The sequence below is a fragment of the Photorhabdus luminescens subsp. luminescens genome (assembly GCF_001083805.1).
Classification (GTDB): Bacteria; Pseudomonadota; Gammaproteobacteria; order Enterobacterales; family Enterobacteriaceae; genus Photorhabdus; species Photorhabdus luminescens.
This window is the reverse complement of record NZ_JXSK01000008.1, coordinates 50,662-66,566: the sequence shown is the minus strand read 5'-3', so window position 1 is coordinate 66,566 and position 15,905 is coordinate 50,662. Positions and strand designations below refer to the sequence as shown.

Below are 15,905 nucleotides of genomic sequence, written 5' to 3'. Positions count from 1 at the left end.
AGAGATTGATCTCACTTTTTCTAAGGTGAAATTTGGAATTAATGTAATACTATAAACACAAATTTAACTTTTCGTTTACCTTTTTTGGGCGTTAGTTATTCGGTTTTGGCGAGTAGAACACCTGAAGATAGCCGCTAACTTTAACTTTTGTATCTATGTTCTTTCAGGTAGGAATGATTCGTGAATAATATTCAGCTTTCGGTAGTACATCGGCTGCCGCAAAGTTACAGGTGGTCACCCGGTTTTGCGGGTATCAAAGTTGAGCCGCTTCCGGTTGATGAAGTGAATGCGGAAAGCAGTCTGATGGGGTTGAAGTTACTCAGCCACGAAGATGAGGCTGCGTGGAATGTTATGCAAAAATTACAGCAATCACTTGCTGATATGCAAATCGGAAGCACGGTGATTGAGTTGGAAGGTCAACCGTGCTTATTTATTAATAGTGAAGATGAAAGTGCGGTTATGTGCCGTTTGAAGACACTTGGCGCTGCTATTGCTGAAAAGATAACCGCGCTTTATCCATTTTGATATATACCCTATGGATTTAAGATGCATCGCGACGGCAAGGAAGCGAATCCCCGGGAGCATAGTGAACTATGTGGCCGGGGTGAGTGAGAGCAGCTAACAAAGAGGCAACTTGAAAGATAACGGGTATAAATGCGAAAAGCGCTTCCTTTGATAGAAGCGCTTTTTTGTGGGCAAGGGAAAAATTTTTAACCGTTAGGCACCATGCTATTGCTGATGACTCGGCGACCGCCGTAATAACGTTTGCTCCAGTATGTGCTGCTTAACCTGGAAACAATGACACCATTGCTGGTAGAGGCATGGACGAATTGGTCATTGCCAACATAGATGCCAATATGTCTGGTACGAGAACCTGTCTTAAATAAAACTAAATCTCCAGGGCGTAATTTTGAACGGTCGATTCTTTTGCCAATATTCTGTTGTTCAAATGTTGAACGCGGTAGTTCCATACCAAACTGGTCACGGAAAGTACGTTGAACAAAGCCAGAACAATCTATACCGCGTTTGGTATCGCCGCCAAGTCGATAGGCAACCCCCTTCCAGCCATTGTATTGGCTAAGAATTTTAGATTTTATGTCCAGATTACGAACGAGTGCTTCGAATTCATCCTGAGACGCTTGAAGTAAGAAGCCATTCTTACCGTTTACTGCATGCGTATCAGTTTGTGTGTTACGAAACTTTGATGAATCTGGTGAGCTGCACGCGGATAAAGTGATCGCTACGAACAGCGCGGGTATCAGCCGCGTCATGTATCTCAGAGTCGGTTGAGACTTGACCATTATTTTTGTTTTCCCTTGCTATCCTTACCTTAGTTGGTCGCTATTATTGAAAAATATCAAACGCTTAGATGCCTGGTGTTAGAAAAAACAATGAGTAAACAACGCGCTTGGTGAAAAAACGCGTCTGATGCCACGTTTTATAACGATATTTACAATAAATGTCATTCAGACCGAGAGTACAGAAACAATCAGGAAAAGGCGAGTATTTAATGACATAATTTACAAAAAATTAGATTTCGAAGTAGGAGAGATCAGGAATGTTGTTAATTTATGTTATTTATGTGGGTTTTATGAGCTATTGGGAAGGTTAAATACCTTCCCAATATTGTTGGATAAAAAGAGTTTATGGGAAAGCTTTTAAATTGGGCGACCAATTTGTGGCAGACGCTTATCCAACCAGTTAATCATGATGTCACTTAATGGTGTTAATAGTAGCCAACTTGTTCCGATTAGCACCACAGATAAAGAGCCGACTGCAATATCGGTAAACCAATGCGCTCCTGCCATGATACGAGGTAATACAAAGATTACCATGATCAATAATGCGATACAGAATGCGCTACCTGAGATATAGCGAAGGATAAAGCAGCTAAAAATCAGGAGCATTAATCCGTGATCACCTGGAAAGCTATCACCTGATGCATCTTTTGTGGCCAGATTGGTCATTTCGCTAATACGATTGATATGCTCAAAGGTTAATGTTGGGCTTGGACGGATAACTGGGAGTAGATGACCGATTTGGTTAAGTATAATTGCGCTTATTATCATGACCAAACCAATCATGAATAATCTGCGCTTGCCATCGTAATTCTGTTTACGAAAAGCGTTGTAATACAGTAATCCCATACATAAAAGTGAAATAGCATCGAAAGCCCTGATATTCACAAATGCGACAAATTCTGTGAATGTTGAACCGGGAATTAATTTCTCATTAAAGAAGTAGAAGATTGCAGAGTCGATCTTGAACCAAAAACCGTGGTGTTCTGGTAAATACCAGGAGAGAAACAAAGTAATTCCTAATAGGTTCAGTATCAATATGGCAAATGGGTGATTGCGTGTCATGGGATACCTAATTTGTTAAAAATAAAATAAGTGGTAACTAAACTTACAATTATGTAGGTTAATATAACAAATATTGAGTAATAATGTCACAATTCTTAATCATAAGTTAATCTGTTGATTTTTTATCTACTTTGTGCTTTTTCCTTTATTTTTTTATTTACTTTGGTGACTATTCCTGTTCAATTCTGTGCGTTTTTCTTGAGTGATATTATGGTGTTTAAGGTTGTAAATTCTTAATTTATTGATAATTAATTCTGATAACTCTAATATTGGAAGATGTAAATATCTTAATTAGTTTTAATCGCTAAAAATCATAAATAAACAACGAAAATAGCCGTTACCAATACATAGACTCATAAATTTTTCCGATTTCTAGATTGATTTAATTTTCGGAAATCGCAGCAAATGATGCTGTTTTATGGTGGGGGGGTATGTCTATGTTTCGGGTTATGATGGGCTGTTTTTTTCTGATGATTCCTAGTCTTGTCAATAGTGGGTCAGAAACAACATCGAGTACAGGGGTTATTCGCTTTTCAGGTGCGATCGTTGAATCACCGTGTCGTTTTGATTGGCGTGATAATTGGGCTGACACCACTTGTTGGCGAAAGGGACATAAGATTACCCAAAGACGAAAGCTTGATTTGCAAAATGATATTTATTTTTATTTACCGCACCAAATGGGTGTAACAGAGATTAAATGGATAAAAGGAAAAGAGAAAATTGGTGTTGTTACAATTTCCTATAATTGATGTTAAGAAAAATTTTGTATGTTATTTCTTCAATAGTTAATTGAAGAAGAGTAAGGGTTTTATTTATTTTTGTTAAAATTAATGAGTGACAGATTGATATTGTATTTTATTTGGAAATTTAAACTATATTCAAATGCTAAAGCAGGTGACTGATTTAATTAATCGAGTAGGTAAAGTGAGTTACCCTGTTTTATACCGGGCAACTCAGAATGAGATAATATTTTAGAATGAGATAATATTGTTAATCGCAACGTCCCATATAGCGACGTTCTGCAATGTGAATACGGATTTTTTCCCCGCTGCTGATATATTCAGGTACTTGTACCGTGAGTCCGGTGCTCATTTTGGCAGGTTTTGTCCGTGCACTGGCTGAAGCGCCTTTAATTCCGGGGCCGTTTCTTCGATAACCATATCGACTGTCTGTGGCAATTCAAGGGCAATGACTTGTCCTTCTATTGTCAGAACTTGCATACCTGGCAGGCCGCCTTCAGGAATAAATAACAACTCTTCTTCGATTTGTTCCTTTTTAAAGTGATAAGGTGTGAAATCTTCATCATCCATGAAAACATATTCATCACCATCAATATAGGAAAAGTTAACGCTACGACGAGTCAGGCTGATCGTATCAAGGATATCATCGCCCTTGAAACGTTCTTCCACTTTCTGACCGGTGCGGATATCAGTAAAGCGCATTTTATATAATGTGCTAGCTCCCCGGGCGCTTGGTGCTTGAATATCAATGTCTTTGACCAGCAGTAATTTACCATTATAACTGACGGCGCTACCGCGTTTAATTTCGTTGGCTTTAGCCATATGTAACCTTCCATAAAACCGCAAGAGAATAATCGGCGACAAAATTACTCGCAGTCAAGGCATTAGGCAAGTGGGGATTAGAAAACCCCACTGTTTTTTTACATTGGGGTTGTAGTAAGAATGTCTTATATCAACGATACACAGGTAATAAATCAAGGGAGGACAAAATATGAGCTATAGCATTTAACAAACCAAACAGGATAACGAACCCAATGAGGAATTTTCCTCCTGGCGCTCGATAACTGGCTTCTGGGAAGCGCTGGCGACTTGCCCGAACCATAAGTGCTGGAATAATGACAGCCCAGATGGTTGCAGCGAACCCGGCAAAACCAATGGCGTATAGAAAACCATTAGGGACCATTAGAGCCAGCGCTGTTGGTGGAATAAATGTCACTAATGCAGATTTTAACCGGCCGATGTTGTTATCTTTAAAACCGAAGAAGTCGGCTATGTAATCAAATAACCCTAAAGAGACACCGAGAAATGAACTTGCTAATGCCATATAAGAAAAGGTATTTAGAAGCTGGTGAACGACTTCACTGTTTGTTGTATTATCCATGTGTTTTAATAAATCACCAATATTCCCGCCATCAGCAATAATCTGTTTGAATGCTTCACGGGGAATATTTCCCTGAATGACATATTGCCACAGAATATAAATGGCTAATGCGATCAATGTACCGAATAAAAGACTGTGAATAACGGCTTTACTATCTTTACGGTAATATTTTACTAAACTTGGGATATTACCGTGATATCCGAATGAAACGAGTAAATAGGGCAGAGCGGCTAAGGCGTAAGGCATATAACTCGTTGCTGTGTTGTTTGATATAGCATCTGCCTGATTAAACAAGATGGCATATTTAACTTCGGTAAACATACCGCCGACCGACATAAAAAAGGTAATAACCATCCCACCGATTAAAATTGTACTCAGACGATCGACGGCTTTAGTTGATAACCAGACAATAAATGCAACGATAAAGGAGAAAATAAAGCCAGCATTTGCCTGTGATATCGGAATAATATTTTTAAAATTGAGGGCAATAATTGAGCCGCCCGCTGAAATATAAGCGTAGGTCAATATATAAAGCACGAATGCAATAGAGATGCCGTTGATTGCATTCCATCCTTTACCGAGTAAATCTTTAGTTATGGTATGGAAGCTTGCGCCTGCTGGATAGTTTAGGTTGGTTTCTAGTATCATCAAGCCGGAAAAATACATACACGTCCATGTGTAAACCAGCAGAATAATTGAGCCAGTAAACCAGACGCCGGAAGTCACCACGGGAGTAGAGAACATTCCTGCACCGACAGCAGTTCCGGCAATTATCATGGCGCCGCCCAGTATGGGAGGGCGCTTTAAACTCTGGGTTGTCTCAATGGACATATTTAACTCCTGCTGGTAATATTGTTTCTTTGTACTAGCTTAAAGATACATTTTTGTCTATAGAGTGTAAATAGATGTCATAAAGGATTATTTAAAATTGAACTAACATAAATTAGTTCATTCGGTAAGATAAAATTTATTTTCTTGCCACATTTTTATTGCATTCCGGCTGGCTTCAAAATGAGGTTCAGGAAGATTATCGGGATCGCACCACATAAACTGTTCACACTTTTCTGGTTCCATTAATTTTGGTTCATCACCTGGATGTTTTGCCAGTAAACACACCGAAATAGTATGTTTTCCTTCTTGTTGATAAGTTTGAAGGTTATTACAGATACCGTAGACTTTTGGTGACTGAATCGTCAGGCCTGTTTCTTCTGCAATTTCACGGATAGCACATTGTTCAAAAGTTTCGCCGGCATCAACATGACCACCAAAGATCGACCAGTATGGCGCATGTTTACTACTGCGTTTTCCAAGTAATACCTGACCATCTTCATTTACAATAACAACGCCAACACCCACAATGACAGACATTTGGTTTATTCCCTACATCTAAGTTTCAGCAAGTTTGCATCTCATTTTGAGAAAAATTCAATGCTATTCTTATCCGTAAATCAATTTAAGGCAACGAATCAATAAAGTACGGAATTTAACTGAAACGATTCAATTTTAGTGATATAAATAGAGCTGAAAATTCATAGTAATGATGATATCTACTTAGGAGACATCGGGCAAAATGAGCCGTAGAGTTGCCACTATTACCCTAAACCCTGCTTATGATTTAGTGGGATTGTGCCCGGAAATTGTCAAGGGGGCGATCAATCGAGTGCAAACCGCCGGACTACATGCTGCCGGGAAAGGCAATAATGTTGCTAAGGTTTTGTGTGACTTAGGTATTGATGTCACGGTGAGTGGTTTTTTGGGTAAGGAAAATCAGGAAGGATTTCAACAATTCTTCCATGAAAATGGTATGGTAAATCGTTTTCATTTAGTACCGGGTAGAACACGGATTAATGTTAAATTGACAGAAGAAAGCGGAGAAGTGACAGATTTTAACTTCTCTGGTTTTTATGTCGGTGAAGCTGAATGGTCGGGATTTGTTAGTGATTCGCTTTCATGGCTTGGACAGTTTGATATGGTCGTTGTTAGTGGTAGCTTACCTGCTGGCGTCTCTGCTGAATCGTTTACCGACTGGATGACCTGTCTACGTCAGCTTTGCCCTTGTATTGTTTTCGATAGCAGCCGTGAAGCATTGGTTGCAGGGTTAAAGGCATCTCCTTGGTTAGTTAAGCCGAATCGCCATGAGCTTGAAGTATGGGCGGGGCGTCTGTTACCTGAGTTATCCGATATCATCATGGCTGCGCATCAACTGAGAGATCAGGGAATTGCGCATGTTGTCATATCCTTAGGTGAGCAAGGAGCATTATGGGTTAATGCTTCTGGAGCATGGTTGGCAAAACCACCATATTGCAAAGTCGTTAGCACTGTTGGGGCTGGTGATTCAATGGTTGGTGGTTTGGTTTACGGTTTGCTGATGAGGGAATCTAGTGAACACACGTTGCGATTGGCGACGGCTGTATCTGCGCTTGCCGTTAGTCAGCCTAATGTGGGTATCAGCAATCGCCCCGACTTAGCTGCCATGATGGCTAACGTTGAACTGATACCCGTTAAATAATGCTTTAATTAAAGAATAGTTAATTTTGTTGTAATTTCAGCCAGGCAATTTCTTGCGGCCAAATATCTGGATTTATCGTTTCAAGGATGAGTGGAATACCATCAAAACGAGCATCTTTCATAATATAACTGAAAGGTGTTTTGCCAATATTCCCTTCTCCAAGGCTATGATGTCGATCAACACGGCTGGCGAATTCACTTTTGGCATCATTTAAATGCATTCCACATAGGTATTGAAAGCCAACAACTTTTTCAAACTGCTGAAAAGTTTGTTTACAAGCATCGTCTGTACGTAAATCGTAGCCAGCCGCAAAGGCGTGACAGGTATCAATACAGACGCCCACTCGGCTTTTATCTTCAACTCCATCAATAATTGCTGCCAGATGTTCAAATTTAAAACCCAGATTAGTACCTTGACCTGCCGTATTTTCGATAACAGCCGTGACTCCTTGGGTTTTATTGAGAGCAATGTTGATAGATTCTGCAATACGTGCCAGGCATTTATCCACATCTATTTTATTGAGATGGCTACCAGGATGAAAATTTAATAAATCGATCCCTAATTGTTCGCAACGTTGCATCTCATCGATAAAAGCCAGCCGGGATTTTTCCAGAGCTTCAATTTCTGGGTGGCCAAGATTAATCAGATAGCTATCGTGAGGGAGAATTTGTCGGCTGCCATATCCATAGCGTTCACAATTTTCTTTAAATTTATTGATAACATCAGTGGTTAAAGGTGGAGCATTCCACTGGCGTTGATTTTTTGTAAATAGGGCAAAGGCGGTAGCTTTTAATTCGTGTGCCCGGATAACCGCTTGATCAACTCCGCCGGCAGCGCTGACATGTGCTCCAACAAATTTCATATTTTTCTCCTTCCTAATTTACGTCATTATGGCATTGTTCAACCACTCAATGAACCTTAAGAATGGAAAGGTTATATGTTGCCGAAATTTCTCCGTATAGACTCTGATTAACCAAATAAATGTTGAATGCCCAGATTTATCAAAAAACCACCCGCTATCAGCCATACAAACAAAATTAGAGCTAATAAAATGGGTTTAAATCCGGCTTGACGGATAGCGCTCACATGAGTCGTTAAACCTAATGCTCCCATTGCCATAGTAAGCATAATAGTATCGATATTAATCAGAGAATGAACGATTGCGGCGGGGAGTAAATTGAAAGAATTAAAACCCGCTATTGCAATAAAAATCACCGCAAACCAGGGTATAGTCATTGGTGTTTTCTCCTGATGGTTTATGCCATTTTTAATGTGGGCACGGCTGATGTAACGAGATAATAACAACAGGAATGGCGCTAACATCATAACCCTAATCATTTTACTGATGACGGCTGCGTTTTCCGTTTGGTCACTAATAGCATGTCCAACAGCAACAACTTGAGCAACTTCGTGAATGGTGGAGCCAGTAAAGATACCAAAAGTTTCCTGAGTAAGTGGTAACCATTGATAATACTCATTAAGTTGATAAAACCACGGATAAATGAAAATAGCGATAGTGCCAAAGATAACAACTGTCGATACCGCAACAGCAACTTTACTGGCAGGGGCATTGACTACCGGCTCTGTTGCCATAATAGCGGCTGCACCGCAGATACTGCTACCGGCGCCAATCAGTATTACTGTTTGCTGGTCTAATCTAAAGAGGGATTTGCCTAGCCAGATTGCAATAAAAAAAGTGGACGATAATATCACAGCATCAATCAGAAGGCCGGTAACGCCAACATCGGCAATTTGTTGAAATGTCAGACGGAAACCGTAAAGAATAATCCCTGCCCGCAAAAGATAATGTTTTGAGAAATGGATACCCTCATCACAATAAGGTTTGAGTAAAGGGTAGACAGTATTACCGGTAATGATCCCTGCAAGGATCGCCAGTGTTAATGTACCTAGCCCCATATTAATAAACCACGGAATATTTCCGGCATATATTGAAATTGCAGTCAGTATTGCCGCTAGTATTAACCCCGGTATTAATTTGATGCCGAGAATAGATGATTGTTTGCTGAATTTTTCAGCACGAATGTCAGACATAGATGTTTCTCACTTTGCTTATATGCTTTAAACATAAGCATATAGCAGATTGAGTTATCATTAAAATCGATAATATATTTATATATAATCTAAAAAAATGGTAAAAAAGAGGATTTTTGTTAAGTTGTTTATTACTGTATAAAATTAAAACAAGCTAACTTTGACTGACACCATACTTTGCGGGGCAATATGCACATCACCTTGAGACAGTTGGAAGTTTTTACTGAGGTATTGAAAAGCGGCTCAACGACGCAAGCCTCTCAGCAATTGGCGCTATCTCAGTCCGCAGTGAGCGCCTCATTAACGGATCTGGAAAGCCAGCTTGGCGTACAGCTTTTTGATCGGGTAGGAAAGCGGTTGGTGACTAATGAACATGGCCGTCTACTCTATCCCAAGGCTTTGGCATTGCTAGAGCAGGCAGGGGAAATTCAGCAGTTATTCAAACAGGAGTTGGGAGCGTTACGTATCGCTGCCAGTAGCACCATTGGGAATTATATGTTGCCGGAAATGCTGGCAAATTATCGTCAAGATTTTCCTGATACGCCGCTGGAGTTAAATATCAGTAATACGCAGGATGTCATCAATTCGGTGCTGGAATTCCGTGTTGATCTTGGTTTGATAGAAGGGGCTTGTCATAGTCCTGAGTTAATAACTCAGCTATGGATGGAGGATGAGTTGGTTATTTTTTCTTCTCCTGAAAATCCGCTAGCTAAGCAGGATCTAAAATTGGATGATTTAGTTAAGGCATCATGGATATTAAGGGAGAGTGGATCGGGTACAAGAGAAGTGCTGGATCATCTGTTATTTGCCCGTTTACCTGGGTTCAAAATTTTGATGGAGTTGGGAAATTCTGAAGCGATAAAGCATGCGGTCAAATTTGGTATGGGCATCAGTTGTTTATCCAGACGAGTCGTTGCAGAGCAATTGCAAAATCGCACTTTACTGGAGTTAAAAGTGCCAGAATTAAGACTTTTCAGAACATTGTACTTGATTCATCATCGGCAAAAGCACATGTCTAACGCTTTGCAAAAATTGCTCAGTTATTGCCGGTAAAGTTTACGTTCTGTCTAGAATCCAAAATTAGCTGTGTTACTTATAATTTTCTCTGAATTATGAAGGTATCTTATAACAGAGCTTCCTCGCTATTTTGATAGTGAGGATTTGTTACAATCCGCCATCAGATTTATTCGCAGCTAACAGGAACAGAATGTCTCAACAACAAAAAAGTGTTTCTCGGAAACCAGTACAACATTTGCGACGTGAATTGAAAGCTCGGCATCTGGCGATGATTGCCATTGGCGGATCAATAGGTACTGGGTTATTCGTGGCTTCAGGTGCGACAGTTTCACAGGCAGGGCCTGGCGGAGCATTACTTTCCTATGCATTAATTGGCTTGATGGTTTATTTCCTGATGACCAGTTTGGGTGAATTGGCCGCTTATATGCCGGTTTCCGGTTCTTTCTCAACTTACGGTTCTAAATATGTTGAAGAAGGGTTTGGTTTTGCTCTGGGTTGGAACTACTGGTACAACTGGGCGGTGACTATCGCGGTGGATTTGGTTGCGGCTCAATTGGTTATGGGTTATTGGTTGCCGGATATGCCGGGTTGGATCTGGAGTGCGCTATTCCTCGCGTTGATTTTCCTATTGAATTTTATTTCAGTGAAAGGATTTGGTGAGGCTGAGTACTGGTTCTCTTTAATTAAAGTCAGCACGGTTATTGTCTTTATTGTGGTCGGATTACTGATGATAGCCGGTATCATGAAAGGGGCAGAAGGTGCTGGATGGCATAACTGGACTGTTGGTGATGCTCCTTTTGCTGGTGGCTTTTCTGCCATGATTGGCGTGGCAATGATAGTTGGGTTTTCTTTCCAGGGAACCGAGCTGATTGGCATTGCTGCGGGTGAGTCAAAAGATCCAGCGAAGAATGTTCCCAGTGCTGTGCGTAAGGTATTCTGGCGTATTCTGCTGTTCTATATTTTTGCAATCCTGATCATTAGTCTGATTATTCCTTATACTGATCCAAGCCTATTGCGTAATGAGGTCGGTGATATCAGTGTTAGTCCGTTTACGTTGGTGTTTGAAAACGCTGGTTTGTTATCCGCCGCAGCTATGATGAATGCGGTTATTTTGACGGCTGTGTTGTCTGCGGGTAATTCAGGTATGTATGCATCGACTCGTATGTTGTTCACATTAGCAAAAGAGGGTAAAGCGCCAAGGATTTTTGGTAAATTATCCAAAGGCGGTGTACCGCGTAATGCTTTGTATGCAACAACAGTGGTTGCTGCATTGTGTTTCCTCAGTTCAATGTACGGTAACCAGACTGTCTATCTGTGGTTGTTGAATACCTCTGGGATGACCGGTTTTATTGCATGGTTGGGGATTGCTATCAGCCATTATCGTTTCCGCCGTGGCTATATAGCGCAGGGATTAAATTTAAGTAAATTACCTTATCGTTCAGGATTTTTCCCGGTTGGCCCAATCTTTGCGTTTGTTTTGTGTCTAATCATTACATTAGGGCAGAATTATCAAGCATTTCTACAGGATAAAATTGACTGGTATGGTGTAACTGCAACTTATATTGGTATTCCACTATTCCTATTGATTTGGTTTGGTTACAAATTAGTGAAGAAAACTCGCTTTATCAAATATAGCGAGATGAAATTTCCTGATATCGCAAATCAGTGAATGTGAATACGTTAGATCGTGATTAACAGGCCGGTAGGAATCTTTGAGAAAATTCCTACCGGCCTAGTTTTATGGTCCTTTTAATTCGATGCACGATTAATTTATTATTATCTTAATGTTTTATTTATTTGAGTAGATAAGCCGTTATTGATAAGAAATTAAAAGAAAACCCCCATTTTGTGATCAAATGGGTATTTTTTATTTTTCATAGCGTTAATCATACAATTAATCACGTAATTTACCAAAATCTGTGTAGATTATATTGATAAGTATTCTCATTTGGCCTATTGTTAATGCCATAATTATTAATATCAAAGGGCTAACAAAATGAAATTTATATCTCGATCCATAGCAAAGAGTATCAGTGTCGGCCTGTTAGCAGGTTCGGCAGTCATGGCAAGTTTTGCATCATGGGCTGAAGCGGTTACCGACATAGTTGGCCGCACTGTTGAAGTTCCTGAGAATGTAAATCGTATTTTGCTGGGCGAAGGCCGTTTGTTCCACGCTATTGCTTTACTTGAAGGTGATAAACCTCTGGCCCGTATCGCGGGTTGGCAAGGTGATTTCCGCAAATTGGACCCACAGTCTTACGCCGTCTATAAAGCTAAATTCCCTGAGATTGACAAGGTTCCTTTGATTGGTAATACCAGCGCTGAAAGTGTCAGCTCTGAAAAAGTATTAACTCTCAACCCGGATATCGCCATTTTTGGCTTGTCTGGTCATGGTCCTGGAAAAGACAGCGAATTGGTTGCCCAACTTGAAAAGGCCGGTGTTCCGGTTGTATTCGTCGATTTTCGTACTGAGCCGTTAAAGAACACGTTACCGAGCATTCGTATGCTAGGTAAGGTACTAAATCGTGAAAAACAAGCGGCAGAGTATGCCGATTTTTACGAGAAAAACGTAAAACTGGTGACTGATATCACCAATAAAATCCCGGAAGAGAAAAAACCGACAGTATTTATCGATTTGAGAGCGGGTGCTTTTGAAGACTGTTGTGCGACTGCCGGTGACGGTAATATGGGTAATTTTATCGATTTGGCCGGTGGTAAAAACATTGCTAAAGGTGTTCTGCCAGGCGTACTTGGTAACATGAATCTCGAAAAAATTATTGCAGTTGACCCTTATATTTACATTGCTAGTGGTGCAAAAGCGCCAGATAGTAATGAACCTGGTGTAAAACTGGGAGCGCAATCTACGCCTGAACTAGCAAAAGCCAGCCTGAAACAACTGACTGAACGTAAAGGTATTAGCTCGTTGACTGCGGTCAAAGAGGGCAGAGATTATGCGATTTGGCATAACTACTACAATTCTCCATATAATGTGGTAGCGACTCAGGTATTTGCTAAATGGTTCTATCCTAAGCAATTTACAGATTTAGATCCGCAAAAGACACTGAATGAATTGCACAGTAAATTCCTGGCAGTTGAGCCATCAGGGGTTTATTGGATCAGTGAAAAGTAATCAGTAAGTCAGGTAACGGGAATAATGAGCGCCACTACCGAGCCAATGGTGAAACAACAATTAGATGATAGCAGTGTAAAAGTCCATTACCGATATATTTTACGCCGCCGTATTGTGATGATGGTATTCATCGTGCTGATTATTGGTGCTTCACTGGTATTAGATTTTACGATAGGGCCATCAAGTTTATCTTTGCCATCTCTCTGGCAGACTTTAGTGTCGCCAGAGAGTGTGGATGCGGGTACGCGGGTAATTGTTTGGGATATTCGTTTACCATATGCCCTGATGGCGGTAGTGATTGGCTTGTCTCTTGGGTTGGCTGGCGCGGAAATGCAGACGATCTTAAATAACCCATTAGCCAGTCCCTCTACCTTAGGGGTTGCTCAGGCGGCTGCATTTGGTGCTGCATTGGCGATTGTATCTGGTATTGGTATTCCAGGTGTGCCTGATCAATGGTTCATCTCTGCGAATGCTTTCATTTTCGCTTTGTTGGCTGCATTGGTACTGGATACGATTACTCGTTGGACGCGGGTTGCTACGTCCGGGGTAGTATTATTTGGTATTGCATTGGTCTTTACCTTTGACGCATTGGTTTCCATGATGCAGTTTATTGCAACGGAAGATACCCTTCAGGGGTTGGTACTCTGGACAATGGGTAGTCTTGCCAGAGCAACCTGGATAAAATTGGGTGTTATGTTGTTGGTGTTTGCGGCTGTTTTTCCTATTTCAATGATAAATTCCTGGAGACTGACAGCGCTGCGCTTGGGTGAAGATCGTGCAATCAGTTTTGGTATCGATGTTCGTCGTCTGCGCTTGGGGACATTATTGCGTATCAGCATACTTGCCGCTTTAGCCGTTGCGTTTGTTGGGCCAATTGCCTTTGTTGGTTTAATTGCGCCACATATTGCCCGTATAATGTTTGGTGAAGATCATCGTTTTTATTTGCCAGCTAGTGCTTTAATTGGCGCATTAGTGTTGTCTATGGCGTCCATCGCCTCGAAGAATCTGATCCCAGGTGTTGTTATTCCTGTTGGGATCGTTACCGCGTTAGTTGGGGTTCCATTCTTCCTTAGCATAATTTTACGTCATAGAGGGAACATATGAGCCCGGGATTAACCATTAGCAATTTTTTTGCGGGTTATCCGAAACATTCGGTTATTGAAAATCTGAATGTTGCTCCGTTGCCGCGTGGAAAAATTACGGTACTGTTGGGGCCAAATGGTAGCGGTAAATCAACACTGCTACGTTCTTTGGCTGGTTTAAATCGTGCAAGAGGTCAGCTTTGGCTTGATGGTCAAGATTTGATGAAGATGAATTTTATCCAGCGATCGGACAATGTGGTTTATTTACCGCAAAGCTTACCTGCTGGTGTTCATTTGCATGTATTGGAATCGATTATCGTTGCTCAACGAGCATCGGGAGGGCGTCATTCTGAAACCAGTGAAGAAGAGGTAATGTTGTTGTTACGTCAGTTGGGAATTGAACATCTGGCGTTATGTTATTTAGATCAGTTATCTGGCGGCCAAAAACAGTTAGTCGGATTGGCGCAATCGTTAATTCGTAAACCAACATTATTGTTATTAGATGAACCACTTAGTGCTCTGGATTTAAATTATCAATATCACGTAATGGCGTTGGTGGCGCAAGAAACTTATCGACGGAATATTATTACTGTGGTCGTTGTACATGATATTAATATTGCTTTGCGTCATGGTGACCATATATTAATGTTGCAAAAAGGTAATTTAATCGCAGAAGGAACTCCTGAGCAGGTAATTACGCCAGAGAGTCTGGCACAGGTTTATGGTGTAAAAGGCAGAATTGAACGTTGTTCTCAGGGCATTCCCCAGGTATTAGTTGATGGATTGGTTTCAAAGCTAGCGAATGAGAATTCATTTTAACTTGTTATTTAAATGATATTTAAAAGCTGCATTTTTTGTCTGGATAATGCTGAAATCTATTATTTATTGCAAAGGGTAGTAAATAGAATGAATTAGTGGGATAGATTATTATAGTCAATAAAAATACAGTCTTATACTTTACGGTAATAAGATGTCAGTAAACTAATAAAACTACATAGGAATAAATATTTTTTTCTCGTTATTTTGGCGTGTATTGATTATTTATTTTTATTAAATGAGCCACTTAGTGAACTGAATTTGAATTATCAATATTACGTAATGGTATTGGTATCACGAGAAACATATTGTCTTAATAATCATTATATTGTGTGGTTGTATATGATGTTAATATTGCTTTGTGACATGGTAAAAAATTAAACGCGGTTATTAAGGGGGTATTTTACAGGTGCTGATTTCAAAGCTAGAGATTGAAAATTAATTTTAACTTATTGTTTAAATTATATTTGTAATAAAGCGTAGGCGCAGAATGCGCACAAAAATCAGAACGTGCATTGTTGTATATGAGGAATAGTTTATTTACCTTGTATTACTGTGTATTTAAAAGCTATCCGTATTTAAAAACTACAGTTTTTGTCGGGTTAATGCTGAGATTCACTCTTTACTGCGAAGGATGGTAAATGGAATAAGTTAATAACATGGATTATTGTGATTAATATAGAATGTTGTCTTGTGTCTTATAATAATAAGATATAAGCAAACTAATAAAATAATAAAACTACACAGAGGTAAATATTTTATCCTCGTTATTTGAGCACATGTTGATTATCCATTTTTATAGATAAATGAAGCGT

General features: G+C 40.1%; 14 protein-coding genes and 1 pseudogene. 8 read left to right on the top strand and 7 right to left on the bottom strand.

Going from position 1 to position 15,905, the window contains the following annotated elements; all coding sequences use genetic code 11:
- Positions 1–180: 180 nt before the first annotated feature.
- Positions 181–525 (top strand): YejG family protein, encoded by a 345-nt coding sequence (locus tag TI10_RS17245; protein ID WP_049584634.1) that lies wholly within the window; start codon positions 181–183, stop codon positions 523–525.
- A 185-nt stretch (positions 526–710) separates the two neighbouring features.
- On the opposite strand, the gene mepS is transcribed toward TI10_RS17245, so the two are convergent.
- Together mepS and TI10_RS17230 are read right to left on the bottom strand one after the other, a co-directional pair.
- A complete protein-coding gene (mepS, locus tag TI10_RS17240) occupies positions 711–1,301 on the bottom strand; it encodes a bifunctional murein DD-endopeptidase/murein LD-carboxypeptidase (RefSeq protein WP_049584633.1) in 591 nt (196 codons plus the stop codon).
- A 357-nt stretch (positions 1,302–1,658) separates the two neighbouring features.
- Positions 1,659–2,363 carry a phosphatase PAP2 family protein gene (locus TI10_RS17230; RefSeq protein ID WP_049584631.1) on the bottom strand — a complete coding sequence of 235 codons (705 nt, stop codon included), beginning with the start codon at positions 2,361–2,363 and terminating at the stop codon, positions 1,659–1,661.
- A gap of 431 nt (positions 2,364–2,794) precedes the next feature.
- Here TI10_RS17230 and TI10_RS17225 point away from each other — a divergent pair, with 431 nt between their 5' ends.
- Entirely contained in the window at positions 2,795–3,112 is a 318-nt protein-coding gene (locus TI10_RS17225) for a hypothetical protein (protein WP_240042804.1), read from the top strand.
- 241 nt (positions 3,113–3,353) lie between these two features.
- Here TI10_RS17225 and yeiP read toward each other — a convergent pair.
- The 3 genes and pseudogenes from yeiP to TI10_RS17210 form a co-directional block, all read right to left on the bottom strand.
- Positions 3,354–3,925, bottom strand: a pseudogene (yeiP, locus tag TI10_RS17220) (elongation factor P-like protein YeiP).
- A 130-nt stretch (positions 3,926–4,055) separates the two neighbouring features.
- Complete coding sequence (gene mtr / locus TI10_RS17215) at positions 4,056–5,315, bottom strand: tryptophan permease (protein WP_049584630.1); 1,260 nt, start codon at positions 5,313–5,315, stop codon at positions 4,056–4,058.
- 117 nt (positions 5,316–5,432) lie between these two features.
- The gene (locus tag TI10_RS17210) at positions 5,433–5,852 is read right to left on the bottom strand and encodes a nucleotide triphosphate diphosphatase NUDT15 (protein WP_049584629.1); all 420 of its coding nucleotides are present in this window, start codon (positions 5,850–5,852) and stop codon (positions 5,433–5,435) included.
- 202 nt (positions 5,853–6,054) lie between these two features.
- Here TI10_RS17210 and fruK point away from each other — a divergent pair, with 202 nt between their 5' ends.
- Positions 6,055–6,993 (top strand): 1-phosphofructokinase, encoded by a 939-nt coding sequence (gene fruK, locus TI10_RS17205; protein WP_049584628.1) that lies wholly within the window; start codon positions 6,055–6,057, stop codon positions 6,991–6,993.
- 19 nt (positions 6,994–7,012) lie between these two features.
- Here fruK and nfo read toward each other — a convergent pair whose 3' ends face one another.
- Together nfo and TI10_RS17195 are read right to left on the bottom strand one after the other, a co-directional pair.
- Entirely contained in the window at positions 7,013–7,855 is an 843-nt protein-coding gene (gene nfo, locus TI10_RS17200; protein ID WP_049584627.1) for a deoxyribonuclease IV, read from the bottom strand.
- A 107-nt stretch (positions 7,856–7,962) separates the two neighbouring features.
- Positions 7,963–9,045: a YeiH family protein gene (locus TI10_RS17195; protein ID WP_049584626.1), complete on the bottom strand. Its 1,083-nt coding sequence runs from the start codon at positions 9,043–9,045 to the stop codon at positions 7,963–7,965.
- 189 nt (positions 9,046–9,234) lie between these two features.
- Between TI10_RS17195 and yieE the strand changes: the two genes are divergently transcribed.
- The 5 genes from yieE (at position 9,235) to TI10_RS17170 (ending at position 15,093) form a co-directional block, all read left to right on the top strand.
- The gene (yieE, locus tag TI10_RS17190; protein ID WP_049584625.1) at positions 9,235–10,098 is read left to right on the top strand and encodes a DNA-binding transcriptional regulator YeiE; all 864 of its coding nucleotides are present in this window, start codon (positions 9,235–9,237) and stop codon (positions 10,096–10,098) included.
- Between the two features lie 154 nt (positions 10,099–10,252).
- Complete coding sequence (locus TI10_RS17185) at positions 10,253–11,731, top strand: amino acid permease (RefSeq protein ID WP_049584624.1); 1,479 nt, start codon at positions 10,253–10,255, stop codon at positions 11,729–11,731.
- A 327-nt stretch (positions 11,732–12,058) separates the two neighbouring features.
- Positions 12,059–13,192 (top strand): ABC transporter substrate-binding protein, encoded by a 1,134-nt coding sequence (locus TI10_RS17180; protein WP_049584623.1) that lies wholly within the window; start codon positions 12,059–12,061, stop codon positions 13,190–13,192.
- A gap of 24 nt (positions 13,193–13,216) precedes the next feature.
- Positions 13,217–14,296 carry a FecCD family ABC transporter permease gene (locus TI10_RS17175; protein ID WP_049584622.1) on the top strand — a complete coding sequence of 360 codons (1,080 nt, stop codon included), beginning with the start codon at positions 13,217–13,219 and terminating at the stop codon, positions 14,294–14,296.
- The gene (locus TI10_RS17170) at positions 14,293–15,093 is read left to right on the top strand and encodes an ABC transporter ATP-binding protein (protein WP_049584621.1); all 801 of its coding nucleotides are present in this window, start codon (positions 14,293–14,295) and stop codon (positions 15,091–15,093) included. Before TI10_RS17175 ends, TI10_RS17170 begins: the two co-directional genes overlap by 4 nt.
- The last annotated feature ends 812 nt before the right edge of the window (positions 15,094–15,905 follow it).